This is a genomic window from Streptomyces sp. NBC_01176 (assembly GCF_045039825.1).
Classification (GTDB): Bacteria; Actinomycetota; Actinomycetes; order Streptomycetales; family Streptomycetaceae; genus Streptomyces.
Map to the genome: position 1 here is coordinate 3,337,228 of NZ_CP108600.1, position 25,855 is coordinate 3,363,082.

25 protein-coding genes are annotated in these 25,855 nt (G+C 71.9%); 8 read left to right on the forward strand and 17 right to left on the reverse strand.

Annotated elements, in window-relative coordinates:
- Positions 1-118: 118 nt before the first annotated feature.
- Positions 119-703: a flavodoxin family protein gene (locus tag OG199_RS14125; protein ID WP_351717732.1), complete on the reverse strand. Its 585-nt coding sequence runs from the start codon at positions 701-703 to the stop codon at positions 119-121.
- A 100-nt stretch (positions 704-803) separates the two neighbouring features.
- Here OG199_RS14125 and OG199_RS14130 point away from each other — a divergent pair, with 100 nt between their 5' ends.
- Complete coding sequence (locus tag OG199_RS14130) at positions 804-1,211, forward strand: helix-turn-helix domain-containing protein (protein ID WP_356805456.1); 408 nt, start codon at positions 804-806, stop codon at positions 1,209-1,211.
- Between the two features lie 59 nt (positions 1,212-1,270).
- Here the strand turns inward: OG199_RS14130 and mutM are convergent, their stop codons facing one another.
- The 8 genes from mutM to recG all read right to left on the reverse strand — a co-directional run bounded on the left by mutM (position 1,271) and on the right by recG (position 9,243).
- Complete coding sequence (gene mutM / locus OG199_RS14135) at positions 1,271-2,131, reverse strand: bifunctional DNA-formamidopyrimidine glycosylase/DNA-(apurinic or apyrimidinic site) lyase (protein WP_356805454.1); 861 nt, start codon at positions 2,129-2,131, stop codon at positions 1,271-1,273.
- A 193-nt stretch (positions 2,132-2,324) separates the two neighbouring features.
- A complete protein-coding gene (gene rnc / locus OG199_RS14140; protein WP_356805453.1) occupies positions 2,325-3,182 on the reverse strand; it encodes a ribonuclease III in 858 nt (285 codons plus the stop codon).
- Positions 3,183-3,201: 19 nt separating this feature from the next.
- Positions 3,202-3,375 carry a 50S ribosomal protein L32 gene (gene rpmF / locus OG199_RS14145; RefSeq protein WP_006139588.1) on the reverse strand — a complete coding sequence of 58 codons (174 nt, stop codon included), beginning with the start codon at positions 3,373-3,375 and terminating at the stop codon, positions 3,202-3,204.
- 2 nt (positions 3,376-3,377) lie between these two features.
- On the reverse strand, positions 3,378-4,034 hold the full coding sequence (locus tag OG199_RS14150) for a YceD family protein (RefSeq protein WP_356805464.1): 657 nt from the start codon (positions 4,032-4,034) through the stop codon (positions 3,378-3,380).
- Between the two features lie 132 nt (positions 4,035-4,166).
- Positions 4,167-5,237 (reverse strand): ATP synthase F0 subunit B, encoded by a 1,071-nt coding sequence (locus OG199_RS14155; protein WP_401799936.1) that lies wholly within the window; start codon positions 5,235-5,237, stop codon positions 4,167-4,169.
- A 99-nt stretch (positions 5,238-5,336) separates the two neighbouring features.
- A complete protein-coding gene (gene coaD / locus OG199_RS14160; RefSeq protein ID WP_266706294.1) occupies positions 5,337-5,816 on the reverse strand; it encodes a pantetheine-phosphate adenylyltransferase in 480 nt (159 codons plus the stop codon).
- A gap of 26 nt (positions 5,817-5,842) precedes the next feature.
- Positions 5,843-6,430, reverse strand: coding sequence for a 16S rRNA (guanine(966)-N(2))-methyltransferase RsmD (gene rsmD, locus OG199_RS14165; RefSeq protein ID WP_356805451.1), 588 nt, complete (start codon positions 6,428-6,430; stop codon positions 5,843-5,845).
- A gap of 587 nt (positions 6,431-7,017) precedes the next feature.
- A complete protein-coding gene (recG, locus tag OG199_RS14170; RefSeq protein WP_356805449.1) occupies positions 7,018-9,243 on the reverse strand; it encodes an ATP-dependent DNA helicase RecG in 2,226 nt (741 codons plus the stop codon).
- A gap of 166 nt (positions 9,244-9,409) precedes the next feature.
- Here recG and OG199_RS14175 point away from each other — a divergent pair, with 166 nt between their 5' ends.
- The gene (locus tag OG199_RS14175) at positions 9,410-11,248 is read left to right on the forward strand and encodes an HSP90 family protein (RefSeq protein WP_405829756.1); all 1,839 of its coding nucleotides are present in this window, start codon (positions 9,410-9,412) and stop codon (positions 11,246-11,248) included.
- Positions 11,245-14,280, forward strand: coding sequence for a tetratricopeptide repeat protein (locus OG199_RS14180; RefSeq protein WP_405829758.1), 3,036 nt, complete (start codon positions 11,245-11,247; stop codon positions 14,278-14,280). The genes OG199_RS14175 and OG199_RS14180 overlap by 4 nt, the downstream gene beginning before the upstream one ends.
- Before the next feature lie 434 nt (positions 14,281-14,714).
- On the opposite strand, the gene OG199_RS14185 is transcribed toward OG199_RS14180, so the two are convergent.
- Positions 14,715-16,475: a DAK2 domain-containing protein gene (locus OG199_RS14185; RefSeq protein ID WP_405829759.1), complete on the reverse strand. Its 1,761-nt coding sequence runs from the start codon at positions 16,473-16,475 to the stop codon at positions 14,715-14,717.
- A gap of 260 nt (positions 16,476-16,735) precedes the next feature.
- Here OG199_RS14185 and rpmB point away from each other — a divergent pair, with 260 nt between their 5' ends.
- Positions 16,736-16,921 (forward strand): 50S ribosomal protein L28, encoded by a 186-nt coding sequence (rpmB, locus tag OG199_RS14190; protein WP_003973430.1) that lies wholly within the window; start codon positions 16,736-16,738, stop codon positions 16,919-16,921.
- Between the two features lie 144 nt (positions 16,922-17,065).
- Here rpmB and OG199_RS14195 read toward each other — a convergent pair whose 3' ends face one another.
- Positions 17,066-18,031 (reverse strand): thiamine-phosphate kinase, encoded by a 966-nt coding sequence (locus tag OG199_RS14195; protein ID WP_266701639.1) that lies wholly within the window; start codon positions 18,029-18,031, stop codon positions 17,066-17,068.
- Positions 18,032-18,237: 206 nt separating this feature from the next.
- Between OG199_RS14195 and OG199_RS14200 the strand changes: the two genes are divergently transcribed.
- Positions 18,238-18,471 (forward strand): Lrp/AsnC family transcriptional regulator, encoded by a 234-nt coding sequence (locus tag OG199_RS14200; RefSeq protein ID WP_003997603.1) that lies wholly within the window; start codon positions 18,238-18,240, stop codon positions 18,469-18,471.
- A gap of 20 nt (positions 18,472-18,491) precedes the next feature.
- Positions 18,492-18,986, forward strand: coding sequence for a DUF3515 domain-containing protein (locus OG199_RS14205; protein ID WP_356806444.1), 495 nt, complete (start codon positions 18,492-18,494; stop codon positions 18,984-18,986).
- A gap of 98 nt (positions 18,987-19,084) precedes the next feature.
- Here the strand turns inward: OG199_RS14205 and OG199_RS14210 are convergent, their stop codons facing one another.
- The 3 genes from OG199_RS14210 to OG199_RS14220 all read right to left on the reverse strand — a co-directional run bounded on the left by OG199_RS14210 (position 19,085) and on the right by OG199_RS14220 (position 22,231).
- Positions 19,085-20,242 (reverse strand): D-alanine--D-alanine ligase family protein, encoded by a 1,158-nt coding sequence (locus tag OG199_RS14210; RefSeq protein ID WP_356806442.1) that lies wholly within the window; start codon positions 20,240-20,242, stop codon positions 19,085-19,087.
- A gap of 145 nt (positions 20,243-20,387) precedes the next feature.
- Positions 20,388-21,398 carry an NAD(P)H-dependent glycerol-3-phosphate dehydrogenase gene (locus OG199_RS14215; RefSeq protein WP_266701633.1) on the reverse strand — a complete coding sequence of 337 codons (1,011 nt, stop codon included), beginning with the start codon at positions 21,396-21,398 and terminating at the stop codon, positions 20,388-20,390.
- A complete protein-coding gene (locus OG199_RS14220; protein ID WP_401799921.1) occupies positions 21,395-22,231 on the reverse strand; it encodes a lysophospholipid acyltransferase family protein in 837 nt (278 codons plus the stop codon). Before OG199_RS14220 ends, OG199_RS14215 begins: the two co-directional genes overlap by 4 nt.
- A 145-nt stretch (positions 22,232-22,376) precedes the next feature.
- Here OG199_RS14220 and cofC point away from each other — a divergent pair, with 145 nt between their 5' ends.
- Entirely contained in the window at positions 22,377-23,024 is a 648-nt protein-coding gene (gene cofC, locus OG199_RS14225) for a 2-phospho-L-lactate guanylyltransferase (RefSeq protein ID WP_356806438.1), read from the forward strand.
- Between the two features lie 628 nt (positions 23,025-23,652).
- Positions 23,653-23,856: a hypothetical protein gene (locus OG199_RS14230; protein ID WP_099943501.1), complete on the forward strand. Its 204-nt coding sequence runs from the start codon at positions 23,653-23,655 to the stop codon at positions 23,854-23,856.
- A 92-nt stretch (positions 23,857-23,948) separates the two neighbouring features.
- On the opposite strand, the gene OG199_RS14235 is transcribed toward OG199_RS14230, so the two are convergent.
- The 3 genes from OG199_RS14235 to leuD all read right to left on the reverse strand — a co-directional run bounded on the left by OG199_RS14235 (position 23,949) and on the right by leuD (position 25,854).
- Positions 23,949-24,602, reverse strand: coding sequence for an HU family DNA-binding protein (locus OG199_RS14235; RefSeq protein ID WP_356806436.1), 654 nt, complete (start codon positions 24,600-24,602; stop codon positions 23,949-23,951).
- A gap of 138 nt (positions 24,603-24,740) precedes the next feature.
- Positions 24,741-24,971 carry a hypothetical protein gene (locus OG199_RS14240; RefSeq protein WP_168530399.1) on the reverse strand — a complete coding sequence of 77 codons (231 nt, stop codon included), beginning with the start codon at positions 24,969-24,971 and terminating at the stop codon, positions 24,741-24,743.
- Between the two features lie 289 nt (positions 24,972-25,260).
- Positions 25,261-25,854 (reverse strand): 3-isopropylmalate dehydratase small subunit, encoded by a 594-nt coding sequence (gene leuD / locus OG199_RS14245; protein ID WP_356806434.1) that lies wholly within the window; start codon positions 25,852-25,854, stop codon positions 25,261-25,263.
- Between the last annotated feature and the right edge of the window lies 1 nt (position 25,855).

Below are 25,855 nucleotides of genomic sequence, written 5' to 3' on the forward strand. Positions count from 1 at the left end.
GTGCGGGCTTGTCGTGGCAGGTGCGGGCTTGTCGTAGCAGGCTGGGCCTGCCCGTAGGGCGCGGCCGCGGGTGCGGGGACGGGCTCCGAAGAACACCTGGGGGCGCTCCCGCCGTCGTCTACGCGGCGGCGCGCCCGAGCGAGAACACCCGCGCCGCCTCCGCGACCCGGCGGCCGAGGTGCTCCGCCGTCGCGATGTCGGCCTTGTGCACGGTCTCGGGACCTTCGTCGACGTTGGTCTGCGCGGCGGCACCGGCGAAGACGCCGAGGCGGTTCAGGTCGTGCTCCGACGCCGAGCTGCTGTTCCAGCCCGGGTGCAGACCGAGGTTGATCCAGTTCATGCCGTGCTGCGCGGCCAGGATCTGGAAGAACTGCAGGGTGTGCAGCTTGTCGCCGCTCTTGGAGCCGGAGTTGGTGAATCCGGCGGCGAGCTTGTCCCGCCAGTCCTGCCCGAACCAGCGCTTCGAGGACGCCTCGGCGAAGACGTGGAAGGCGCCGGACGCCGTGCCCATGTAGGTCGGCGAACCGAAGACGATCGCGTCCGACGCGTCGAGGCGTTCCCACTCCGCGTCGGTGATCCCGTCGACCTTGATCAGATGGACCTCGGCACCGGCGTCGGCCGCACCGGAGCGGACGGCCTCGGCGAGAACGGCGGTGTGGCCGTAGCCGGAGTGGTAGGCGATGGAGACAACAGGGGTGCTCACGATGGGACTCCTCCAGGTGATGACAACGAACCAAAGGAAAGCACTAACTTCTAGTTAGTGCAACCTTCTGGTTAGCGCTGTCCGGGAGTATGGTGATCCCATGGAAATCGCCGTGCCGACCGCCGCGAGCGGTGAGTGTCAGGACCTCGCGTACAACGTGTTCGCGCGCAGCTGCCCGTCCCGGGGCACGCTGGAGCACGTGACCGGACGCTGGGGATCGCTCACGCTCGGAGCGCTGCACGGCGGCACGTTCCGTTTCAACGAGCTGCGGCGCCGGGTCGACGGTGTCAGCGAGAAGATGCTCTCCCAGACGCTGCACGCGCTGGAGCGCGACGGCCTGGTGCACCGCGACGCCCGGCCGACGAACCCGCCGCGCGTCGACTACACCCTCACACCGCTCGGGCTCGAGGTCGCGGAGCGGCTGCTCACCCTCATCCACTTCCTGGAGGGACGCATGGACGACGTCCTGGAGGCGCGTGAGCGCTACGACGGGACGCGCGAGGCCTGAGAGAGCCTCTGAATCCGCGCCCCCGCGCGCCGTCGGCGGGCCTTTCGCGGGCGTCGGCGTCAGCCGGTGACCCGGGGCGGTCGCTGGCAGCGGGGGCAGAAGTAGCTGGACCGGTTCATCCAGGCGCGCCGGCGCATGGGCGTACCGCACCGGCGGCAGGGCTCGTCCTCGCGCCCGTAGGCGTCGAGTGAGCGGTCGAAGTAGCCGGACTCGCCGTTGACGTTGACGTACAGGCTGTCGAAGCTGGTGCCGCCGACGGCGAGGGCCTCGTTCATGACGTCACGGATGTGGCCGAGGAGTTCGGCCGTGCGCGGCCGGGTGAAGCCGCCCACCGGCCGTTCGTAGTGGAGCCTGGCGCGCCACAGCGCCTCGTCCGCGTAGATGTTGCCGACGCCGCTGATCAGCGACTGGTCCAGCAGGGCGCGCTTGATCGTCGTACGGCGGGCACGCAGGGCGGTGTGGAACGCGGCATCGTCGAACAGCGGGTCGAGTGGGTCGCGGGCGATGTGCGCGATGACGTCCGGCAGGCCGTCCGGGGTGGTCTCGTGCAGGGAGAGGCCGCCGAAGGTGCGCTGGTCGACGAAGCGCAGTTCGGTGCCCTGGTCGTCGTCGAAACGGACCCGGATGCGCAGGTGCTTCTCGTCCGGGGCGTCCTGCGGCTGCACCAGGAGCTGACCGCTCATGCCGAGGTGCGCGAGTACGGAGAACGGGGAGTCGTCCAGGGGGAGCCAGAGGTACTTGCCGCGGCGCATCGCCGGTCCGACGCGCTGCCCGGCGAGCGCACCGGCGAAGGCTTCGGGCCCGGCCTGGTGACGGCGTACGGCCCGTGGATGCCGTACCTCGGCCGAGGTCACGGTCCGCCCGCTGACCCAGCGCTCCAGGCCGCGCCGCACGACTTCGACCTCGGGCAACTCGGGCACGGCGCTCCTTCGGAGGGTGGCTTCGGGGATGCTCGAACCCCGCCGCGGCACGGACGCTGCGACGGGGTTCGGGCTCTGCGGTTACTGCGGTACTGCTGTTGCTACGGGTGCCGCTGTCCCCGCGGGACCGCTGACACCGCTGGTGGGCGGGTTCGGCGGCCGCCGCGGGTGCCGGCGGCGTTCTGCGAAGGAATCAGGCCGTGGCCGGGTCGCTCGTCGGAGCCGAGGCGGCTTCGGCGGCCTCCTCGGCGGCCTGGGCTGCCTGCTGGGCGGCCTGAGCCACCTGCTCGGCGGCCTGGGCCGACTTCGCGCGTTCGTCCGCGGCGGAGCGGATCGCACGCCACGCGGACTCCGCGGCCTGCTGCTCCGCCTCCTTCTTGCTGCGGCCGGTGCCGGTGCCGTACGAGACGCCTCCGACGCGGGCGGCAGCAGTAAAGGTCTTCTCGTGGTCGGGGCCGGTCTCCGAGACCAGGTACTCGGGTACGCCGAGCCCCTCGGTCGCGGTGAGCTCCTGGAGACTGGTTTTCCAGTCCAGGCCGGCGCCCAGGTTCGAGGACTTCTCGATCAGCGGGTCGAAGAGCCGGTGCACGAGCTCACCCGCCGCGTCCAGACCCTGGTCGAGATAGACCGCGCCGATCACCGCTTCAAGGGTGTCGGCGAGGATGGATGCCTTGTCCCGGCCTCCCGTGCCTTCCTCGCCCCGGCCGAGCCGGATGAAGGAGCCGAGTTCGAGGCCGCGGCCCACTTCCGCCAGCGCACGCGAGTTGACCACCGCGGCCCGCAACTTGGCCAGCTGGCCTTCGGGCAGGTCGGGGTGGGTGCGGTACAGCGTGTCCGTGACCACGAGGCCGAGCACGGAGTCCCCGAGGAACTCCAGCCGTTCGTTGGTCGGCAGACCGCCGTTCTCGTACGCGTAGGAACGGTGGGTCAGCGCACGCACCAGAAGGGCGGACTCGAGCTTGTACCCGAGCCGCCCTTCCAGAAGCGTGTGGGACGAGGCTGTGTTCTCCGCCTTTTTCTTGGCGTTGGTTTCCGCCTTGGCGTCAGACATCAGACCTCTCACCGGCCGCTCAGACCTCGAGGACCTGGCGCTTGTTGTAGGTGCCGCAAGCCGGGCACGCGATGTGCTGCAGCTTGGGCTCGTGGCAGCGCTCGCACGCAACCAGGGTGGGGACCGCAGCCTTCCACTGCGACCGGCGGTGGCGCGTGTTGCTGCGCGACATCTTCCGCTTCGGAACAGCCACGGCTACTTCTCCTGCTTCTCGTCGACGTGCGCTGATGGAAGCGCGCCGCCGCTCAACTCGTCCTTCTCGCCGTCTCCGGATGAACCAGCGAGTCCCTGCAGTGCCGCCCAACGGATGTCGACGGCGTCGTGGTGGTGGTCCGGGTCGTCCGCGAGCCGTACTCCGCATTCGGAACACAGGCCGGGGCAGTCGTCCTGGCACACCGGCTGCATCGGCAGTGCGAGCACCACCGCATCACGCAGCACGGGTTCGAGGTCGAACAGGCCGTCCTCGATGAAGAGCCTGTCCTCGTTATCCGTGGATTCCCCGGCGTCGTCGGCCGGCTCCGCTTTGGCGCGGCCCCGGTCGTCGGCGTCAGGGTACGAGAACATCTCCTGGAAGTCCGCGGCGAGCGACTGCTCGAGCGGCTCCAGACACCTTACGCACTCCCCCTCGGCCTGTGCACGGGCGGTGCCTGTGACGAGCACACCTTCCATGACCGACTCGAGCCTGATCTCGAGCTCCACCGGGGCGCCTTCCGGCACTCCGATGACTCCCTGGATCCCGAGATCCGCGGGGGCGTCGATCGTGCGGGTCAGGCGCTGCAGCGCACCAGGACGCCGGCCCAGCTCGTGTGTGTCGAACACGAGTGGGTTGCGGTGGTCGAGGTGGGTGTTCAGAGCCGTTCCTGCTTTCGATCTTCAAAACTTGAGGGGCGCCGCCCCTGGTGTTCCCGGGCAGCGGTGATCGCGGACGTACACGCGACCGAAGAGCCAGGATACTGGACCTTTCGCTCTCGTCCCAATCCGGTGTCAGCGACCCTGCTCGTACGCCCGCAGCTGCTCGGCACTGATCATGGTGGTGTCGAAGAGGCTGGTCTCGTCCAGGGCGTTCGCGTGGGGGTCCAGGGCGTGCGTCGGCTGCTGCGGATAGCCCTGCTGACCGCCCTGGTCGTAGGCCTGCTGCTGGTCGTAGCCGTGCTGCGGGTAGGCGGCGTACGGATCGGCCTGCTGGTAGCCGTACGCGTCCTGCTGGGCGTACTGCTGCTGATAGCCGTAGGGGTCCGCCTGCTGCTGGTACGCGTAGGCGTCCTGCTGCTGCGCGTACGTCGGCTGGGCCGGCACCTCAGGGGCCGGGACGGCCCGCTCGGGGGCCTCCGAGAGCTCGGCGAGACCGGCCAGGTAGTCGGCGTCGCTGGTGTGCTGGACGGTGTTCCCGTCCTCGCCGAAGGCGCCCAGGTCGCCCAGGTCGTCGCTGGCGATCCGGCCGTGCAGCTTCTGCCGGCCGCGGCCGACGGCGTCCAGGGTCTTGGCGAGGACGGCCTCGAAGGCGCCGAGCTTCACATCGACGTACTCGTCGGCGTTGCGGCGCAGCGTCTCCGGGTCGTGGCTGCGCTCGGGGGCGTCCTCGTCCTCGTAGCCCTGCTCGTCGATGCCGGGACCCGTGCCGAGGAGCTTCTCGCGGCCGCGGCCGACGGAGCCGAGGGTCTTGGTGAGGACGACCTCGAAGTTGGCGAGCTTGGAGTCGACGTAGTCGTCGGCCTCGGCGCGGATCTCCTCGGCCTCCTGGCGGGCCTCGGCGAGAATGCGGTCCGCCTCGTTCTGGGAACGGCGGGCGACCTCGGTGTCGGAGATCAGGGAGCCGCGCTCGGCGTGCGCGGTCTCGATGATCCGTTCGGCCTCCATGCGGGCCTGCTCGACCATCTGCTCGCGGCCGCCGATGAGCTCCTCGGCCTGGGCGAGGGAGCCGGGCAGGGCCTGGCGCACCTCTTCGAGCATCGAGAGCAGCTCGGCGCGGTTGACCACGCACGAGGCCGACATGGGCATGGAGCGGGCGCTGCCGACCGCCGAGACGATCTCATCGAGCTTCTTCTGCACGTCCACCGTGTGCTCGCCACTCTCTACAGCTGTGATGGAGACGGACGGTTCGACTGTACGACCACTCCCGCCCCACCCGACACCGGGTGACGGACTGTCAGCCCGTCAGTCCTGGCCGAGCCGCCCCTTCAGCGCCTCCAGGACCACCGGCGGCACCAGGTGGGAGATGTCGCCGCCCCAGGTCGCGACCTCCTTGACCAGTGAGGAGGAGAGGAAGCTGTAGGTGGGGCTGGTCGGGATGAACAGCGTCTCCACGCCCGAGAGGCCGTTGTTCATCTGGGCCATCTGCAGTTCGTAGTCGAAGTCGCTGACGGCGCGCAGGCCCTTGACGATGGCGGGGATGTCCCGCTGCTTGCAGAAGTCGACGAGCAGGCCGTGGTAGGGCTCGACCTGGACGTTGCCGAAATCCGCGGTGACCTCGCGGATCAGCTCGATCCGCTCGTCGACGGTGAACAGGCCCTGCTTCGACTGATTGATCATCACCACGACGTGCACGACGTCGTAGAGCCTGGAAGCGCGGGCGATGATGTCGAGGTGTCCATTGGTGATGGGGTCGAATGACCCCGGACAGACGGCGCGGCGCAACTGTGGTCCCTCGCTCTCCGGTCCGGTCATCGTGCGTCTTCGCACGTAGAGGCGGCGCGACCGTACCAAAAGGTCCCCTCGCCGTAACGACGGGCCCGGAGCGCGTCAAAACCGTCCGGCCACCCGAATTCGCCGCCTCTGGTGCTGCGCTCCACGGTGACGAGCGCTTCGCCCGCGAGCCAGCCCTGCGTCCGGAGTGTGAGCAGAATCTCGCGAAGATCGTCGTCCGACACGGCGTACGGCGGGTCGAGGAAGACGAGGTCGTACGGTTCCGCCGGTGCCGGTGCCTGAACGATCTGTTCCGCTTTGCCCGGCCTGACCTCGGCGCCGGGCAGGCCCAGTGACTTCACGTTCTCCCGGATGACGCGGGCGGCGCGGGCGTCGGCCTCGACGAGCAGGGCGTGGCCGGCACCGCGGCTGAGCGCCTCCAGGCCCACGGCGCCGGAGCCCGCGTACAGGTCGAGCACGCGCTCGCCCTCCAGCGGGCCGCCGAGCAGGGACTGCCAGGTGGAGAAGAGGCCCTCGCGCGCCCGGTCGGAGGTGGGCCGGGTGCCGGTGCCCGGCGGGACGGCCAGACGGCGTCCGCCGGCCCGGCCGGCGATCACGCGGGTCATGAGGGTCCTTTGCGCTGGTGACGTGTCGGCTGCCAGTGTCTCAGCCGGAGCCCGGATCCCGCCTCCCCGCCCCGCGTCCGGGGCGCTTGCCCCTCCGGGGCGCTTTCCCGTCCGGGGGCTCCCTGTCCGAGGTGCTTCCCGGTCCGGGGCGCTTTCCCGTCCGGGGGTTCCCTGTCCGGGGGCTTCCCGTTCCGGCGCTTTCCCGTCCGGGCCCTCCCCATCCGGGCCCTCCCGGTCCGGGGGCTTCCGCGTCCGGGGGCTTCCCGATCCGGGCCTTCCCGTCCGCGGCCTCCCTGTTCGGGGGCTTCCCATTCCGGCGCTTTCCCATCCGGGCCTTCCCTGTCCGGGGCCTTCCCCGTCCGGGGGGCTTCCCATTCCGGGCCTTCCCGTCCGCGGCCTCCCCGTTCCGGGGCTTCCGCGTCCGGGGCCCTTCCCGGTCCCGGGGCTTCCCTGGCCGCGGCTGATGTCCGAGGCGCGTCCCGGCCGCGACGGGCCGGGCTCCCGTCGGTCGTCGGCTGTCCGGTCGGTGCCCTTCGGCTTCCGTGGGCCCGTCGGGAGTCCCGGTCGGCCTTTTTCGCGAAGTCCCGTCAGCCCTTGTCGAGATACTGCTCGCGTTCCTCGTCCAGGAGCGCCTCCAGGGCGGTCCGCAGGCCCGGGAAGCCGGCGAGCTCCGGGTCGGCGGCGACGACCGCGGCCGCCTCCTCACGGGCCTCGGCGATGATCTCCTCGTCCTCGATGACGGTGAGCATGCGCAGCGACGAGCGGACGCCGGACTGGGCCTGGCCCAGGACGTCGCCCTCACGGCGCTGTTCGAGGTCGATGCGCGAGAGTTCGAAACCGTCGAGCGTGGACGCCACCGCGTTCAGCCGCTGACGGGCCGGGCTGGCCTCGGGCATCTCACTGACCAGCAGGCAGAGTCCGGCGGCGGAACCCCGGCCCACCCGGCCGCGCAACTGGTGGAGCTGGGAGACGCCGAACCGGTCGGCGTCCATGATCACCATCGCCGTGGCGTTCGGCACGTTCACGCCGACCTCGATGACGGTCGTCGCGACCAGGACGTCGGTCTCACCGGCCGCGAAGCGGCGCATCACGGCGTCCTTGTCGTCGGCCGGCATGCGGCCGTGCAGGACCTCGACCCGGAGCCCCTGGAGAGGCCCCTTGGCCAGCTGCTGGGCGATGTCGAGGACGGCGAGGGGCGGGCGCTTCTCGGCCTCGTCCTCGGGCGACTTCTTCTTGCCGCTCTTCTTCGGGTCGTCCTCCTCGTCGCCGATGCGGGGGCAGACCACGTACGCCTGGTGGCCGTTGTCCACTTCCTCGCGCACGCGCTCCCAGGCGCGGGCGAGGAAGTGCGGCTTGTCCGCGGCGGGGACGACATGACTGGCGATCGGTGAGCGCCCGGCGGGGAGCTGGTCGAGGACGGAGGTCTCCAGGTCGCCGAAGACGGTCATCGCCACCGTGCGGGGAATGGGCGTGGCGGTCATCACCAGCAGGTGCGGGGGCTGCTTGCCCTTGCCGCGCAGGGCGTCGCGCTGCTCGACGCCGAAGCGGTGCTGCTCGTCGACGACGACCAGGCCCAAATCGTGGAACTGCACCTTGTCCTCGATCAGCGCGTGCGTGCCGATGACGATGCCGGCCTCACCGGTGACCAGGTCGAGCAGCGCCTGCCGGCGCCCCGCCGCCCCCATGGATCCGGTGAGCAGCACGACCTTGGTGGAGTGCTCGGCGCCGCCCAGCATCCCGCCCTCGGCCAGCTCCCCCATCATCTCGGTGACCGACCGGTGGTGCTGCTGCGCGAGCACCTCGGTGGGCGCGAGCATCACGGCCTGCCCGCCCGCGTCGACGACGGCGAGCATGGCGCGCAGGGCGACCATCGTCTTGCCGCTGCCCACCTCTCCCTGGAGGAGCCGGTGCATCGGGTGTTCGGTGGCGAGGTCGTCGAAGATCTCCTTGGAGACCTTCTGCTGACCTTCGGTGAGGGTGAAGGGAAGCTTGGCGTCGAAAGCGGTGAGCAGGCCGTCCGGGCGGGGTCTGCGGGCCACGGCGGGGAGTTGGGCGTCGGCGTGCCGGCGGCGGGCCAGCGCCACCTGGAGGACGAAGGCCTCGTCCCACTTCAGGCGGGCGCGGGCGTCGCCGATGTCCGCCTTGGTGTGCGGACGGTGGATCTTCAGCAGGGCCTCGGGCAGGGAGACCAGGCCACGGCCCTCCCGCAGGGAGTCCGGCAGCGGGTCGACGGCTTCCTGGGCACTGGGCAGCACCGTCTGGACGGCCTTGGCGAGCTTCCAGGACTCCAGCTTGGCGGTGGCCGGGTAGATCGGGATGAGCGCGCCCGCCCAGGAGTCGACGCTCTCGGCGGCGGCGGTGTCGTCGGCACCGTCGCCGCGCAGCGGCTCGTACGCCGGATGGGCCAGCTGGAGGCGGTGGTTGAAGACGGAGACCTTGCCCGAGAACATCGCGCGGGTGCCGGGCAGCAGGTCCTTGTGGGGCTTGTGCACGCCGTTGCCGAAGAAGACCAGCTGGAGGCGGCCGCTGCCGTCCGTGATGGTCACCTCCAGACGCTGGCCCTTGCCGCGGGGCGCCTTGGCGGAGGCGAAGGTGAGCAGGCGAGCGTCGGCGACCTGGGCGACCACCGTCACATGCTCGTCCATGGGCAGGTCGGCGAGGTGGGTGAGCTGGCCGCGCTCCTCGTATCTGCGCGGGTAGTGGTGCAGGAGATCACCGACGGTGTGCAGGCCGAGATGCTCGGCCATCACCTTCGCGGTGGGGGGACCGAGCACCTTCTTCAGTGGTTCATCGAGCGCGGGCACGAGATCCATTGCACACCACACCACCGACAATGCCGTATACGTCCTGGAAATCCGCTGGTCAGACGGCTCGTTCCGGGCCTAGGATGGCGCGCTCCGGACCTCTTCGCGGTCACCGTCCGCCGGGACCGCCCGACCCCGCGCCGTCGCCCGTCCCCCCACCCTCGGCGCAGCGACGATGGACTCCCAGACCTCACAGCCCTCACAGGCATCCCCGTCACCCCATTCGTTCCAGGTCGACCTGCGTGGTCTGGTGGACCTGCTCTCCCATCACCTGTACTCGAGCCCCAAGGTCTATCTGCGCGAACTGCTGCAGAACGCCGTGGACGCGATCACCGCCCGGCGTGCCGAACAGCCGGACGCGCCCGCCACCGTGCGGCTGCACGCGGTGGACGGCACCCTGCGCGTGGAGGACTCCGGCATCGGGCTCACCGAGTCCGACGTGCACAGCCTCCTCGCGACGATCGGCCGCAGCTCCAAACGGGACGACGGCATCCAGGCGGCCCGCTCGGAGTTCCTGGGGCAGTTCGGCATCGGACTGCTGGCGTGCTTCGTGGTCGCCGAGCGCATCCGGGTCGTCAGCCGCAGCGCCCGGACGCCCGACGCGGCGCCCGTCGAGTGGACGGCGACCGACGACGGCTCGTACACCGTGCGCACACTGCCGCACGACGCCCGCACCGAACCGGGCACCACCGTGCACCTGGTGGCGCGCGCCGGAGCCGGCGAATGGCTCGCCGAGGAGCGGGTGCGGTCACTGGCCCGCGACTTCGGCTCCCTGCTGCCGTACGACGTACGTGTCGGCGACGAGCCGATCGCGGACCTTCCCGCGCCCTGGGACCGCGCCCACCCGAGCCCCACCACCCGCAGGGTGGCCCTGGCCCGGCACTGCCACGAGCTGTTCGGCTTCACCCCGCTGGACTCGATCGAGCTGAACGTGCCGCTCGCGGGGGTGCGGGGCGTCGCGTACGTCCTGCCGTCCGCGGTCAGCCCGGCGCAGCGCGCGAGCCACCGGGTGCACCTGAAGGGCATGCTGCTGACCGAGCGGGCCGAACAGCTGCTGCCCGACTGGGCGTTCTTCGTACGCTGTGTCCTGGACACCGACAGCCTGCGGCCCACCGCGTCGCGCGAGTCGCTCTACGAGGACGAGACCCTGGCGGCCGTGCGCGAGGCCCTCGGCGAGCGCATCCGGTCGTGGCTGACGGGGCTCGCGGCGGGTGACCCGGAGCGGCTGGCGGCCTTCCTGTCCGTCCATCACCTGGGCGTGAAGTCACTGGCGCGGCACGACAACGAGATGCTGCGCACGATGCTGCCGTGGCTGCCCTTCGAGACGACCGACGGACGGCTGTCGCTGGAGGAGTTCGCGCTGCGCCACCCGGTGGTGCACTTCACGCGCACGGTGGAGGAGTACCGCCAGGTCGCGCCCATCGCCTCCGCACAGGGCATCGGCGTCGTCAACGGTGGCTACACCTACGACAGCGAGTTGGTGGAGGCGCTGCCGTCGGTGCGTCCGGGCTCGGTGGTCGCGGAGCTGGACGCCGACACCGTCACGGCGCACCTGGACGCGATCGATCCCGCCGAGGAGCTGGCCCTGTCGGGCTTCCTGGCGGCCGCGCGGGCCAGGCTCGACCCGCTGGGCTGCGACGTGTCGCTGCGCGCCTTCCACCCCCTCTCGGTCCCGGCCCTGCACCTGGACGACCGGGCGGCCCGGCATGAGCAGGCCCGCGCGGAGGCGGAGGAGCAGGCGGACGACCTGTGGGCGGGCATTCTCGGCTCGCTGCGCGGCAGCGCTCCGCGCGCGCGGCTGGTGCTCAACCATCTCAACCCGCTGATCCGGCGGATCAGCTCACTGCGCGACCCGGAGCTGATCGGCACCGCCGTCGAGTCCCTCTACGGCCAGGCCCTCCTGATGGCGCAGCGCCCGCTGCGGCCCGCCGACTCGGCGCTCCTGAACCGCGCGTTCATCGGCCTCCTGGAATGGGCCACCCACCCCGACACCGGAGAGGACGACCGCCGATGACCGGCCCGGCCATGGACTTCGACACCCTGCGCCAGGCGATGGGGGACAACTACGAGCAGCCGGAGGGGCCCGCCCGCAACGCGCGCGCGGAACAGCTGCTCGCCGAGGCGGAGAAGCTGGACATCCCGCTCGCCGTGATCGAGGCGCTCGGGCACCAGCTGAAGGTCTACAACTACAGCTCCGAGAAGGACAAGATGTTCGTCCCCTTCGCGCGCCTGCTGCGCCTGTGGGACGAACACCCCGAGGACTTCGACGAGTACGAGATCCATTCGCTGCACTGGGTCTTCAAGTGGATGTCGGCCGGCATGCTCGACCAGCCGCACATTCCGCTCGCCTCCATAGAGAAGTGGCTCGGCGAGATGGAGTACCGCTACCGGCTCGCCGGGCACTCCGAACGGGCCGTGCGCGGTGCCGAGTTCAGTGTGGCCGCGCACCTGGGGGACATGGAGCGCGCGGAACGCGCCTACGCCGCCTGGCTGGCGGCCGACCGCGACAGCATGGCGGACTGCCACGCGTGCGAACTGCACAGCCAGGGCTGGTGGCAGGCCGAACGCGACGCCGACACGCGGGCGCTGGAGCTGTGGCGCCCGGTCCTGGAGGGCGAGCACAGCTGCGCTCACGAGCCGCACACCGTGCTGGCGTCCTCCCTCGTCCCGCTGCTGCGCCTGGGCCGTCTGGAGGAGGCCCGCGCCCATCACCTCCGGGGCCTGCGTCTGGTGCGCCCCATGGAGAGCATGCGCGCGGCCTACGCGGACCACGTGGAGTTCTGCGCGCTGTCGGGGAACGAGGCGCGCGCCCTGGAACTGCTCGCCGAACGGCCCGCCTACTTCACCGACTCCGGCGACCCGCGCAGCAAGCTCGACTTCATGGCCGTCACCGCCCTGGTGATGGACCGCCTGACCGGGCTCGGCCTCGGCGGACGGACGGTGCCGGGACCGGCCGGGCGCACGTGGACCGCGGGCGAACTCGCCGCCCACGCGCGCGAGCAGGCCCTTTCCCTCGCGGCGCGCTTCGACGCGCGCAACGGCACGTCGTACGTCAGCGGGCGGGCGCGGGCGCGGATGGACCGGCCTCCGCTGGTCGACCGGCTGCCGCTGGGCGTGCGTTCGGCGCGGCACGTACCGACGGCCACGGCTGCCACCGCGTCGGACACGGATGCGCGCACGGGGTCGGTCGCGGGCCCGGACACGGCGCCGCGGACGGGGGACGACGGCCCTGAGCCGGCCACCGGGTCGGACCTGCCCGCACTGCTCGCCGAGGCCCGGCGGCTGTCGCAGTCCCGCGACCCGGACGCCGTGGCGGCCTGGGCGGCGGTCTCGCGCGCCGCCGAGGGCCGGGAGCTGGAGGTCCGCGACCGCGCGGAGATCGCCGATCATGCGGCGATGGAGCGCGGGCCCGAGGGCATCGAACTCTTCCACGAGGCCGCGGAGCTGTACGACGCGGCGGGCGACCCCGGCGAGGCCCTCGCCGCCCGGGCCCGCGCCGCGTACGTCCTCGCCCTCGTCGGCGGGTCCGAGGAGGCACTGGCGGCCGTCACGGAGTTGCACGAGAAGGCGCTCGCGCTCTTCGCGGACGGCGGGACGGAGGTGTCGCAGACGGCATCCGTGCTGGTGGGACGGGCACGGATCCTGGTGCACCGGGTGCAGGAGAGCGGCGACGCGAACGGGTCCGGCCCGGGTGGGCCCGATTCGGCCGGCGCCGACGGGATCCGGACCGCCGAGGCGGCCGTACGGGAGCTGCTGGCGCTCGCGGAGCCGCACGTCGCGGACGTACGGATGGCCTCGCGGGCCGCGGAGGCGCAGGCCATGCTCGGCGAGCTCGCCGCTCAGTCCGGGGACGCCGAGGCCGCCGCGGAACTGCTCGGACGGGCGGCGGAGGCGTTCGTGGCGGCCGGGCTGCCGTCGTTCGCCGTGGAGTACGAGTCCCGGCTCGCCGGAATCGCCCGGCACCTGGGCGACGCGGAGGGCGCCGAGCGGGCCGCACGGGCCGCGCTGGAGCACGGCGGGCCCCGCCTGGAGCCGATGGGACAGGCGCAGCTGCACCTCCAGCTCGCCGAGATCCTCGGCGAGACCGAGCAGGTCGCGGACGCCGCGGAACACGCGCTGGAGGCCGCGCACTGGGCCGACGAGGCCGGGCAGGGGCCCACGCTCGGGGCCTGGGCGCGCCACCAGTTGGGCGGTTTCCTGCTCCGGCAGGAGCGTTGGGCCGAGGCCGCGGAGATCCTTGAGTCGGCGCTCCCCGATCTGACCGGCGACATGCACGGCGACGGTGCGATCGTGCAGACACGGTGGTGGCTCGGCGACTGTCTCACCGAGCTCGGCGAGCACCGGGCCGCGGCCGAGAACTGGCTGCGGGCCGCGGACGTCGCCCGGCACTGGCCCGAGCAGCGCGACCACGCGATGCTCGCCCATCTGGCCGCCGAGGCGCTCGGGCACGCCGGGCTGCCCGCCGAGGCGGAGCGGGCGTACGCCCGGGCCGGCGACCTGTGGCGGGAGCTCGGCAACGTGCACGCGCTGGTCCGGTCGCTGCGGGCCCGGGCCTGGGCCTCCCTGCGTACGGGGGCGGGGCTGGACCGGTCACGGGAGCTGATGGCGGAGGCGGTGCGGGACTGCGAGGAGGGGGTACGGCTTTCCGGGACGGGGGACGGGCAGGACCCGCAGGTCCCCCTCCGCCTCGTCGCGGAACTCGGCCACACCCACCGGCAGTTCGGCGACCTCGTCGCCCGGTCCGTCACCGACGACGTCGAGGAGGGCGTCGCCCGGGGTCTCTTCGAGGAGGCGTTGGGTCATGTCACGCGGGCCGTGTCGGTGTTCGCGTCCCTCGGGGACGAGGCGCTCGACGCGCGGACCGGTGCGGAGCTCGCCGCGGGGTGGCTGGAGGCGGACCTGCTCCGGCCCGCCGCCGCGGCTGCGCGGGCGCGCGGTGTTCTGTCCGCCTACGCGGGGGCGTCGGAGGGGGACGAGCCCGCGGGGGCGCGCCGCGCCGAGGCCGAGAACATGCTGAGGCTGATGGAGGAGCGGGGTGAGGGGTGAGGGATAGCGAGGAGCAGGGGTGACCGGTCCGCGAGCCCAGCGCCCGCCTGCCGGTCCCCCGCCTTGCCCTCGCCCCCGCCGGCCCCTGGGGGCTCCGCCCCCAGACCCCCGTTCGGCCTGGACGGCCTCGTCCTCAAGCGCCGGACGGGCTGGAGACGCGGGCCCGCGCCGAAAGGGTGCTGGAAGGCCGACGCACGGGGTCATGTATTGCCGACGCCCGGGGGTCACGTATTACCGACGCCCCGGGGTCACGTATTTCCGACGCCCGGGGTCATGTATTGCAGCCCGTCCGGCGTTTGAGGACGAGCCCTTCGGGCGAGGCGGGGGTCCAGGGGGCGCAGCGCCCCTGGCGGGGGTCTGGGGGCGGAGCCCCCAGGACGGGTCGGGTAGGGGCGGCGGGGGCGAGAGAACCGGGGGGTGGCACCCGGGCCGCGCTACTCCACGCCGATCAACAGCAACGCACCCTGCCGCCCCCCTCGATACACCACCGTGTCGACCGCCAAGTAGCTCTCCCTGACCCGGGATTCGAGACGCGCGGCGATGGCGCCGGGCGCCTCGTCACCGAGGACCAGGGTCACCATCTCCCCCCCGGCGGCGAGCATCCGGTCGATGACGGCCTCGGCCGTGGCCGCGATGTCCGCACCGATCACCGCGACATCCCCCTCGATGAGACCGAGAACGTCCCCGGCCTGACAGATGCCCGCCATGGTCCAGGACTGCCGCTCGGCGACGGCGACCTCGGCATACCGGGTGGCACCCGCCGCCGAGGTCATGGCGACGACGTCCTCGTCGAAGCGCCGCCCGGGCTCGTGCACGGCCAGCGCGGCGATGCCCTGGACCGCGGAACGGGTCGGGATCAGCGCGACCCGTACCCCCTCCGTACGGGCCTGCTCGGCCGCGGCCGCCGCGGTGTGCCGCAGGTCGGCGTCGTTGGGCAGCAGTACCACCTCGCGCGCGTGGGCCCGTCGTACGGCGTCCACGAGCTCCCCGCTGGCGGGCGGCTCACCGGGCCGCGCGAGCACGGTGGTCGCCCCGGCCTCGGCGTACAGCCCGGCCAGTCCCTCGCCGGGCACCACCGCCACGACGGCCCGCTGCGCCCGTTCCCGGGGCGGCAGCCCCGCCGCACCCGCGGTGTGCGCGTCACCGAGCCCGAAGTGCGTGATCCTGATGCGGTGCGGCCGCCCGGCCTCGACGCCCGCCTCGACCGCGGCACCCGCGTCGTCCACATGGACGTGGACGTTCCACAGTCCGTCGCCGCCGACGACCACGAGCGAGTCCCCGAGGCGGTCGAGCCGGTCGCGCAACCGTGTCACGGCCGCGTCCTGCGCCTCCAGGAGGTAGATGACCTCGAAGGCCGGCCCTGAGTCGTCCGGCCGGTCGTCCACGCACCCGGGCTCGAGGTGACCGGGCTCGACGTGATCCGGCTCGACGTGACCGGCGGCAGCGGTCACGGGCCCGGCCGCCACCGCCACGCGCGCGTGCACCTCCCCCAGCGCCCACCCGGCGCGCGGGGACTCCCCCGTGAACGTCTCCACCAGCGCCGCCAGCACCGCCACCAGCCCCCGCCCGCCCGCGTCCACCACACCGGCACGGGCCAGGACGGCGAGTTGCCGGGGGGTCGCCACCAGGGCCGCCCGCGCACCCTCGTAGGCCGCGCGCGCGACGGTGCCGCAGTCCCCCTCGGCGCCGCCGGCCGCGTCGGCGGCTGCCGCGGCGACCGTGAGGACCGTGCCCTCGACCGGGTGCGCGACGGCGTCGCGCGCGGAGTCGGCGGCCTGCCGCAGGGCGAGACGGAGTCCCTCCGCGTCGGTGCGACCGCTCTCTCCTTCGGCGGCCAGCACCAGCGCCATACCGCGCAGCAGCTGCGCGAGGATCGTCCCGGAGTTGCCGCGGGCCCCGATCAGCGCCCCGTGCGCCATCGCCCGCACGGCGTCGGCGAGAGTGGGCCGTCCGCCCCCCGCGCTCGCGCGGCCGTCGCCCGCGGCGGCCACCGTCTCGTGGCCCGCGAAGACCGCCTCCACCGCCGCCGTCGCCGACTCCACGGTCAGATAGAGGTTCGTCCCGGTGTCCCCGTCGGCCACCGGATAGACATTGATGGCGTCGATCTCCTCGCGGGCCCGGCCCAGCGCCTCCAGCGCGAGGCCGCACCAGGTGCGCACCGCGAGAGCATCCAATGTCTGCGGCACCTGCGGCACCTGCGCCTCCTTGAGCTGCTGGACGTGGGACGCAGCGTAGACCCAGAGCGGGTTACTGACGGTAGCGGGTCCGGAGGAGGGCCGGGGCCGACCCCGGGGCGGCCATGGTAGTTTCGTTCTCTGGACGCAGTCGTTGTATGCTGCTCCAGTTGCCCGATTCCGATCGGGTCTTCCCCCTGGCACCGCCACTCAGATCCTAGATCTTGATCCCGGCATGCCGGGATCCACCGTAAGTGCATCTGAAGTCTTTGGAGTGACCCGTGGCTGCCAACTGCGACGTCTGCGGCAAGGGGCCGGGCTTCGGCAACAACATCTCGCACTCGCACCGCCGTACGTCCCGCCGCTGGAACCCCAACATCCAGCGTGTACGTACCGTGGTGAGCGGGACGCCGAAGCGCGTGAACGCTTGCACCTCGTGCATCAAGGCCGGCAAGGTTTCGCGCTGACAACCGCCAGCGCGCGGCCACTGCTGGTTCGCTTGCACTGAACCCGTCCACCTCACGGTGGGCGGGTTTTCTGCTGTCCGCCCGCGCACTCACGGGCAAGCGCGGCGCACGCCCTCGACGCGCACCGCACCGGCCCCGACGGTCTCACGACTCGATGTCGCCGAAGTGGTCCCAGCCGCCCTTGCTGGTCCAGGGTGCGCCGTCCACCGTGACCTGCGGCAGCGCGGAGGGGTTGAGGACCTCGCCGATCACCTTCCAGCGCGCGGGCAGCTTCACGTCCGGCGGGAAGGCCGCGACGATCGCGTGGTCCTCGCCGCCGGTGAGCACCCACTGCATCGGGTCGACGCCGACGGCCTGGCCGATGTCGTTCATCTGCGACGGGATGTCGATGGCGCCCGAGCGGATGTCGATCCTGACCTTGCTCGCCTCGGCGATGTGCCCCAGGTCGGCGATCAGCCCGTCGCTCACGTCGCACATCGCCGTCGCGCCGAGCCCGGCGGCCGCGGGACCCGCGTGGTACGGCGGTTCGGGGCGCCGGTGCGCCTCGACGAAGGCGCGCGGCGAACGGAAGCCGCGGGAGAGCACCGCGTGCCCGGCCGCCGACCAGCCCAGCCAGCCCGTCACGGCGATCACGTCGCCGGGCCGTGCGCCGCCCCGGGTCACCGGCTCGTGGTTGCGCAGATCACCGAGCGCGGTGATCGCGACGGTGATGGTGTCGCCCCGTACGACGTCGCCGCCGACCACGGCCGCGCCCGCGACCTGGCACTCGTCGCGCAGCCCGTCCATCAGCTCGGACGGCCAGGTCGCCGGCAGTTCGGCCGGTACGACGAGACCGAGCAGCAGCGCGGTCGGTACGGCGCCCATCGCGGCGATGTCCGCGAGGTTCTGGGCGGCCGCCTTGCGCCCGACGTCGTACGCCGTCGACCAGTCGCGGCGGAAGTGCCGGCCCTCCAGGAGGATGTCGGTGCTCGCCACGACCCTGCGGTCGGGCGCGGCCACCACCGCGGCGTCGTCGCCGGGGCCGACCCGGACCGCCGGGGTGGTGGTCAGACGCGAGGTGAGCTCCTTGATGAGCCCGAACTCCCCCAACTCGCCCACGGTGCCCTTCATCGTCGTACTGCTCCCTCTGCCGCCACCGGTGCCCGGTCGCGAGCCGTCTCTGTCCTCGGTACGGTCGAGTTGACCGTCGACTTGTGCAGTCCACGCACCCCGGCGCGCAAGCCCCAGTCACCGGGGGTCTCCCCGCGGCGTGCGGCGACGCGATACCGTGGCGTTCCTTTTCCCCACATGATCCTCGTGGCCGCCCTGGAGGTTCCGTGGTACAGGCGTACATCCTGATCCAGACGGAGGTCGGCAAAGCGTCGACCGTCGCCGAGACGATCAGCAAGATCCCGGGGGTGATCCAGGCCGAGGACGTGACAGGGCCGTACGACGTGATCGTGCGGGCCCAGGCCGACACCGTGGACGATCTCGGCCGCATGGTGGTCGCGAAAGTCCAGCAAGTGGACGGCATCACCCGCACCCTGACCTGCCCGGTGGTGCACCTCTAGCCCCCGTCTACCCTTGGCCGGTGAACTCTTCCCGTCACCGGCACACCACTCTTCTCGGGCTGCCCGTTCTCGCCCTGCTGATCTCCACCACGGGCTGCTCCTCAGCAGACGACGGCGCCTCGGCCGTGGTTCCCGGTCCGGACGCGAAGGTCTCCGCGCTGTGCCAGAACCTGGACGAGGCGCTGCCGAAGAAGGTGGACGGCCTCGACCGGAACGATCCCGAGCCCCGGTCCGCGCTGACCGCGGGCTGGGGAAGCCCGGCGATCATACTGCGCTGCGGTGTCGAACGGCCCTCGAAGATGAGCGACGAGGACGCGCTCAGCGGCGAGGTGAACGGCGTCGGCTGGCTGATGGAGAAGCAGAGCGACGGGGCGTACCGCTTCACCAGCAGCCTGCGCCGGGCGTACGTCGAGGTCAGCGTGCCGAAGAAGTGGGCCCAGCGGGACGGTTCGGCCGCGCTCGTCGACCTGGCGGCGCCCATCAAGAAGGCGATCCCCGCAGGGATCGCCGACTGAGACGAACCGGCAGAACCGGAGTGTCCGGACCCGACCGGAGTGACCGGGCCGTGACGACCTGACCGTGGGACCGGGCCGGAGCGGCCCGGGTCCAGGGGCTAGCGCAGGCCGGTGGAGCGCCGCAGCGCCGCCTGCACCAGGCGGTCGACCAGTTCCGGATAGCCGACCCCGGTCTCCTGCCACATCCGCGGGTACATGGAGATCGGCGTGAAGCCCGGCATCGTGTTGATCTCGTTGATCACGAACTCGCCGTCCTCGGTGAGGAAGAAGTCCGCGCGGACGAGACCCTCGCACGACGCCGCGTCGAAGGCCTCGACCGCCAGCCGCCGCACCTCGGCGGTCTGCTCCTCGGTGAGCGGCGCGGGCACGATGCCCGGGGCCGAGTCGATGTACTTCGCCTCGAAGTCGTAGAAGTCGTGCGACTGCACCGGCGGGATCTCGGCCGGCACGCTGGCGCGGGGGCCGTCCTCGAACTCCAGGACCCCGCACTCGATCTCCCGGCCGCGCAGCAGCGCCTCCACGATGATCTTCGGGTCGTGGCGCCGGGCCTCCTCGAACGCCTCGTCCAGGCCCTCGAAGGAGTCGACCTTGGTGATGCCGAACGAGGAGCCGGCCCGGGCGGGCTTGATGAACAGCGGCCAGCCGTGCTCCCCCGCGAACTCCGCGACCCGCTTGCGGGCGCCCGCCGGGTCGAGCTCCCACTCCCGGGGACGGATCACCGTGTACGGGCCCACCTTCAGCCCGAAGGAGGTGAACACCCGCTTCATGTACTCCTTGTCCTGGCCGACGGCCGAGGCGAGCACGCCCGAGCCGACGTACGGGACCCCGGAGAGCTCCAGGAGGCCCTGGAGCGTGCCGTCCTCGCCGTAGGGGCCGTGCAGCACGGGGAAGACGACGTCGACCTCGCCCAGGGCCTTGGGGACGGATCCGGGCTCGCTGTAGACGACTTCGCGGTTGGACGGGTCGACGGGCAGGATCACGGCGCCCTCGTCCGACTCCGCGAGGAGGTCCACGCTCGGCTGCCGCCGGTCGACGATGGCCATCCGTTCCGGCTCGTCGGCGGTGAGCGCCCAACGGCCGTCCAGGGTGATACCGATCGGCAGGACGTCGTACTTCGTACGGTCGATGGCGCGCAGGACGGCGCCGGCCGTGACCACGGAGATCCCGTGTTCGGAGCTGCGCCCGCCGAAGACGACGGCCACGCGCGGCTTGCGAGGCGCCTGCTCAGGGCTCTGGGGGAGGTTCTCGGTGCTCATATCGCGTTGAGAGTACCCGGTGGTCCGGCGCTGAGTCAGCGCCCCGCGGCGGCCGTTGCTCAGCGTCGCGCGAGTGGTCGCACAGCGTTGTTCCCCGGTGTCGCGGGAGGCGTCGCCGGGGGCCGTGCGGCGGCGCCGCGACGGCTCAGCGGCGTTCGGGCTTCGCGCTGCGCGACATCAGTTCCTTGAGCGCGACCACCGGCGGCTTGCCCTCGTGGACGATGCCGACGACCGTCTCGGTGATGGGCATGTCGACACCGTGCCGGCGGGCCAGATCCAGCACGGACTCACAGGACTTGACGCCCTCGGCGGTCTGCTTGGTGACGGCGATGGTCTCCCGCAGGGTCATGCCCCTGCCGAGGTTGGTGCCGAAGGTGTGGTTGCGCGAGAGGGGCGACGAGCAGGTGGCCACCAGGTCGCCGAGGCCCGCGAGACCGGAGAAGGTCAGCGGGTCGGCGCCCATGACGAGGCCGAGCCGGGTGGTCTCGGCGAGCCCGCGCGTGATGAGCGAGCCCTTGGCGTTGTCCCCGAGGCCCATCCCGTCCGCGATGCCGACGGCGAGACCGATGACGTTCTTGACCGCGCCACCGAGTTCACAGCCCACCACGTCGGTGTTGGTGTACGGGCGGAAGTACGGGGTGTGGCAGGCGGCCTGGAGACGCCGCGCGACCGCTTCGGAGGTGCAGGCGACGACGGCGGCGGCCGGCATCCGGGCGGCGATCTCCCGCGCGAGGTTGGGCCCGGTGACCACGGCGACGCGGTCGGCACCGACCTTGGCGACGTCCTCGATCACTTCGCTCATCCGCATGGCGGAGCCGAGTTCGACGCCCTTCATGAGGGAGACGAGCACGGTGTCCGGCTCCAGCAGCGGCACCCAGTCGGCGAGGTTGGCGCGCAGGGTCTGGGAGGGCACCGCGAGCACGGTGAAGTCGGCGTCGCGCGCGGCCTCGGCGGCGTCGGTGGTGGCCCGCAGGTTGCCCGGGAGTTCGACGCCCGGCAGGTAGTCCGGGTTCGTGTGCGTGGAGTTGACCGCTTCGGCGAGTTCCGGGCGCCGCCCCCACAGGGTGACCTCGCACCCCGCGTCGGCGAGCACCATGCCGAAGGCCGTGCCCCACGACCCGGACCCGAAGACGGCCGCCTTGACGGGCTTGCTCACGTGCCCTGCCCCTCTTCACGCTGCGCCTGGACCTGCGCCTTTCCCTGGGCGTGGGTCCGGGCCTGCGCATGGGCCTGTGCCTGCGCCTGGGCCTTCTCCTGGGCCGCGGTGCGCCTGCGCTGCTCGATCCGCACCTGACGCGGGTCGTAGGGCGTCTCGGGCGCCTTCTCGCCGCGGATCTCCTCCAGCAGCACGGTGACGGCGGCCATGATGACCTCGGTGGCCTCCTTGAGGAGGTCCGGGCTCATCTCCTTGTCGTAGAAACGCGACAGGTCCACCGGAGGGCCCGCGAGGACGATGTGGGTCTTGCGCGGAAGGAGGTTGGGCTTCTTGGCATACGGCGGCAGCAGTTCGTTGGCGCCCCACTGGGCGACCGGGATCACCGGGCACTTGGTCTGCAGGGCGACCCGGGCGGCGCCGGTCTTGCCGGTCATCGGCCAGCCGTCGGGGTCCCGCGTGAGGGTGCCCTCGGGGTAGAACGCGACACACTCGCCGCGCTCCACGGCGTCGATCGCGGCCCGGAAGGCGCTCAGCGCGTCGGTGCTCTCGCGGTAGACGGGGATCTGTCCGGTGCCGCGCATCGCGGCCCCCACGAATCCCTTCCTGAAAAGCCCGGCCTTCGCCAGGAAACGCGGAACACGCCCGGTGTTGTACTGATAGTGGGCATACGCGAACGGGTCCACATGCGAATTGTGGTTCACCGCGGTGATAAATCCGCCCTCGGCCGGAATGTTCTCCATTCCACGCCAGTCCCGCTTGATCAGAACCACGAGCGGCGGTTTGCAGAGAACCGCTGCGAAGCGGTACCAGAAGCCGATTCTGCGGCGGGGCACGCGGGCACCTTCCTCTTAGGGCCTGGGGGGCCGCACAAGTGTCGCCCCAGGCCGCCAGTCTGTCGAGAACACCGTACGCCCCGACGTCCGGACCGCCAGGGCCACCGGGTCACAATGGGCGCGACAAGGCAGGAACGGAGCGCCCGTGCAGTGGACGTTGGTCGTACCCCTCAAACCCCTGGCGCGGGCCAAGAGCAGGCTGTCGGACACCGCCGCCGACGGAGTGCGCCCGGGGCTCGCCCTCGCGTTCGCACAGGACACCGTGGCGGCCGCGCTGGCCTGCGCCGCGGTCCATGATGTGGCGGTAGTCACGGACGACGAACTGGCCGGGCGGGAGCTCGCGGCACTGGGTGCGCGCATCGTCCCGGACGAGCCGGGCGGCGGCCTGAACGCCGCGCTGGGGCACGCGGCGGCCGTCGTACGTTCCCACAGCCCCGAATGCGCCGTGGCGGCCCTGAACGCCGATCTGCCCGCGCTGCGCCCCCCGGAATTGGCCCGGGTACTCGACGCCGCGGCCGAATTCCCGCGCGCTTTTCTTGCCGACGCGGCGGCAATCGGGACCACGCTGCTGGCCGCCTCACCGGGCCATGAATTGCGCCCCGCTTTCGGCACCGATTCCCGTGCCCGGCATCGCGCCTCGGGTGCCGTGGAACTCCTCCTCGCGACGGTGGATTCCGTACGTCAGGACGTGGACACCGGAGACGATCTGCGCGCGGCGCTCGCCCTGGGCGTGGGCCCGCGCACGGCCGCGGTGGCGGCGAGACTCCTCATCCCGGGCCACCCCGGCACCTGACGTCGGGCCGCGGTGGCCCCGGGTCCTCGCTCCCGCGGCCCCGGTCCTCGGTCCCCGCCGCTGTTCCCGTCGCCGGTCCCCGGGCTCCCGGACCCGCCCTCGGGCGCCGTCCTCCGTCCGTGCCGGCACCGTCCGTGCCGGCCGGCGTCGACCGCTCGCGTCGAGGACCCGTGTGCCGGTGTACCGGTGCTTCGCGCACCCGGTGCGGGCCTCTGGGGACCGGACTTCGGCCGCCCGGACCGGAATGCCGGGTCCCACGTCGCGCGTCCCGCTCGTGCGCCGGTGTCGGGTCCGCCCGCCGACCACGTACGTCCCACGCCTCGAAGCCGTGAGGACACCCGCCCACCGGCCGCACGACGTCCGTCCGTCGGTCCTCCAGGACCCGGTACCGGACCACGGCGCCCCCGACCGGTCCGCGCGGCTCCGGCGCCCGCACCGCGCCCCCCGACGCCCGTACCGCGGCTCCACGACACCCGGGCCGCGAACTGCGGCGAGTCCGCGGCCCCTCGGTACCGTGCGGCGCCCCGTCTCGCCCTCCGCCGCCGCGGGCCTCTCCCGTCCGCCCGTGAGCCCCACCGGTCCCCCGGTACACACCCCCGGCGGGACCGGTGCTGGATAAGCTCTCGGCATGCAGGCGACCGCGTACACGTACGACCCCGACACCCGCAGCGGGCAGGTGCTGCTCGACGACGGCACGCCCGTGCCCTTCGACGGCGCGGCGTTCGACGCCGGCGGCCTGCGGCTGCTGCGCCCGGGGCAGCGCGTGCGCATCGAGACGGAGGGCGACGGCGCGGCACGGCGGATCACCCTCGTGACGCTCCAGACGTTCTGACCGGGCGCACCGGACCGTCCCCAAACACGCCGCGGGCCGGGCTCCCCGTGGGAGCCCGGCCCGGCGCGTGAGTTGCCCTGCGCCCCTGCTTCTCAGCGGGCGGTGGCCTTCTTGGCGGTGGTCTTGCGAGCCGTCGACTTCTTGGCGGGGGCCTTCTTGGCGGTGGCCTTCTTCGCCGGGGCCTTCTTGGCGGTGGCCTTCTTGGCCGTCGTCTTCTTCGCCGCGACCTTCTTGGCCGTCGCCGTGGTCTTCTTGGCGGTGGCCTTCTTGGCCGTCGTGGTCTTCTTCGCGGCGGCGGTGGTGGTCTTCTTCGCGGCCGTCTTCTTCACGGCGGCGGTGGTCTTCCTGGCCGTCGCCTTCTTGGCGGTGGTGGCCTTCTTGGCCGCGGCCTTCTTGACGGTGGCCGAGGCGCCGCCGGAGAGGCTGCCCTTCGGGGCCTTCTTGACCGCCACGTCGTTCTTCGGGAGCTTCTTCGAGCCGCTCACCAGGTCCTTGAAGCCCTGACCGGCGCGGAAGCGCGGCACAGAGGTCTTCTTGACCCGAACGCGCTCACCCGTCTGCGGGTTGCGGGCGTAACGAGCCGGACGGTCGACCTTCTCGAAGGAACCGAAGCCGGTGACCGAGACCCGGTCCCCGCCGACAACTGCACGGACGATGGCGTCCAGTACGGCGTCGACCGCGTCGGCGGCCTGCTGACGCCCGCCGACCTTGTCGGCAATCGCTTCTACGAGCTGCGCCTTGTTCACGTCTTCCCCTTCGGAGACATTGCCCGAACGAATGCGTTCAAGCTTTTTCGCACGTTAGGCAGATATATACCGCAAATCAAACACGAAACGGGCTAATCACCCTTGTGCCGCAACGAACTCGGGCTGCAGCGCAGTTCCTCAGCGTTCCCCTTCGAGGAATCGGCCCTCGTCGAGGTCGGTGGTGAACCGCTCCAGCCGCCTTGCCGCATCGGCGAGATCGTGCTTGGCCACAGCCGTAATGACCAGCAGCTTCCGGGTCAGCGCCATCCGTACGCCCTCCGGGACTTGCAGTGCACGCACTCTTGTGTGCGCTTCCTTGAGTTGGACCGCGACTGCCGTATAGAGCTCGAGTTGGCCGTCGTGTTCCATGCACAGATTGTGCCATCTGGGGCGAGTTGTCGCCTGCCCAGGGGGTAACTGCCGCGCCCCGAGGGGGTTCTGGACGCCTCCGGAGGGCACCGCCGCAAGAGCCGCGTACCCAGGCAATTCCCTTTTGAAATGGGGTAGTTGGAGGCATTCGAAGCGGCGCGTGGAGGCCTTCCGGGGGCAGACACAGCTGTACCCCCAACCGTCCACGATTGGGGGTACAGAGGGGTGTTGCGGTGGCTGAAATCAGCCGTGCGACGGCCGCGCGACGGGTCGCGCGGCGCGCCGGGCGTCAGATCTGGAGCGTCTTCGGCTTGTACGACGGCCGCTTGGCCTCGTACTCCGCGATGTCGCCCTCGTTCTGGAGGGTGATGGAGATGTCGTCCAGGCCGTTCAGCAGCCGCCAGCGGGCGTTCTCGTCGAGCTCGAAGGCCGCGGTGATGCCCTCGGCGCGCACCTCACGGGCCTCCAGGTCGACCGTGATCTCGGCCTGCGGGTCCTTCTCGGTGAGTTCCTGCAGCGCGTCCACGGTCTTCTGCTCCAGAACCACCGTGAGCAGGCCGTTCTTGAGCGAGTTGCCCCGGAAGATGTCGGCGAAGCGGGACGAGACGACGGCCTTGAAGCCGTAGTTCTGCAGCGCCCAGACGGCGTGCTCGCGCGAGGAGCCGGTACCGAAGTCCGGGCCGGCGACCAGGACCGTGGCGCCCTTGCGCTCGGGCTGGTTGAGGATGAAGGACGAGTCCTTGCGCCAGGCCTCGAAGAGCCCGTCCTCGAAGCCGTCCCTGGTCACCTTCTTGAGCCAGTGGGCGGGGATGATCTGGTCGGTGTCGACGTTGCTGCGGCGCAGCGGGACGGCCCGGCCGGTGTGCGTGGTGAATGCTTCCATG

Coding starts and splice junctions, on each gene's coding strand:
- OG199_RS14240 (WP_168530399.1), bottom strand. CDS start 24,971: ATGGAACACGACGGCCAACTCGAGCTCTATACGGCAGTCGCGGTCCAA.
- rnc (WP_356805453.1), bottom strand. CDS start 3,182: ATGTCTGACGCCAAGGCGGAAACCAACGCCAAGAAAAAGGCGGAGAAC.
- OG199_RS14175 (WP_405829756.1), top strand. CDS start 9,410: ATGGACTCCCAGACCTCACAGCCCTCACAGGCATCCCCGTCACCCCAT.
- recG (WP_356805449.1), bottom strand. CDS start 9,243: ATGGATCTCGTGCCCGCGCTCGATGAACCACTGAAGAAGGTGCTCGGT.
- rsmD (WP_356805451.1), bottom strand. CDS start 6,430: ATGACCCGCGTGATCGCCGGCCGGGCCGGCGGACGCCGTCTGGCCGTC.
- OG199_RS14130 (WP_356805456.1), top strand. CDS start 804: ATGGAAATCGCCGTGCCGACCGCCGCGAGCGGTGAGTGTCAGGACCTC.
- OG199_RS14180 (WP_405829758.1), top strand. CDS start 11,245: ATGACCGGCCCGGCCATGGACTTCGACACCCTGCGCCAGGCGATGGGG.
- leuD (WP_356806434.1), bottom strand. CDS start 25,854: ATGGAAGCATTCACCACGCACACCGGCCGGGCCGTCCCGCTGCGCCGC.
- OG199_RS14230 (WP_099943501.1), top strand. CDS start 23,653: ATGCAGGCGACCGCGTACACGTACGACCCCGACACCCGCAGCGGGCAG.
- OG199_RS14210 (WP_356806442.1), bottom strand. CDS start 20,242: ATGAGCACCGAGAACCTCCCCCAGAGCCCTGAGCAGGCGCCTCGCAAG.
- OG199_RS14195 (WP_266701639.1), bottom strand. CDS start 18,031: ATGAAGGGCACCGTGGGCGAGTTGGGGGAGTTCGGGCTCATCAAGGAG.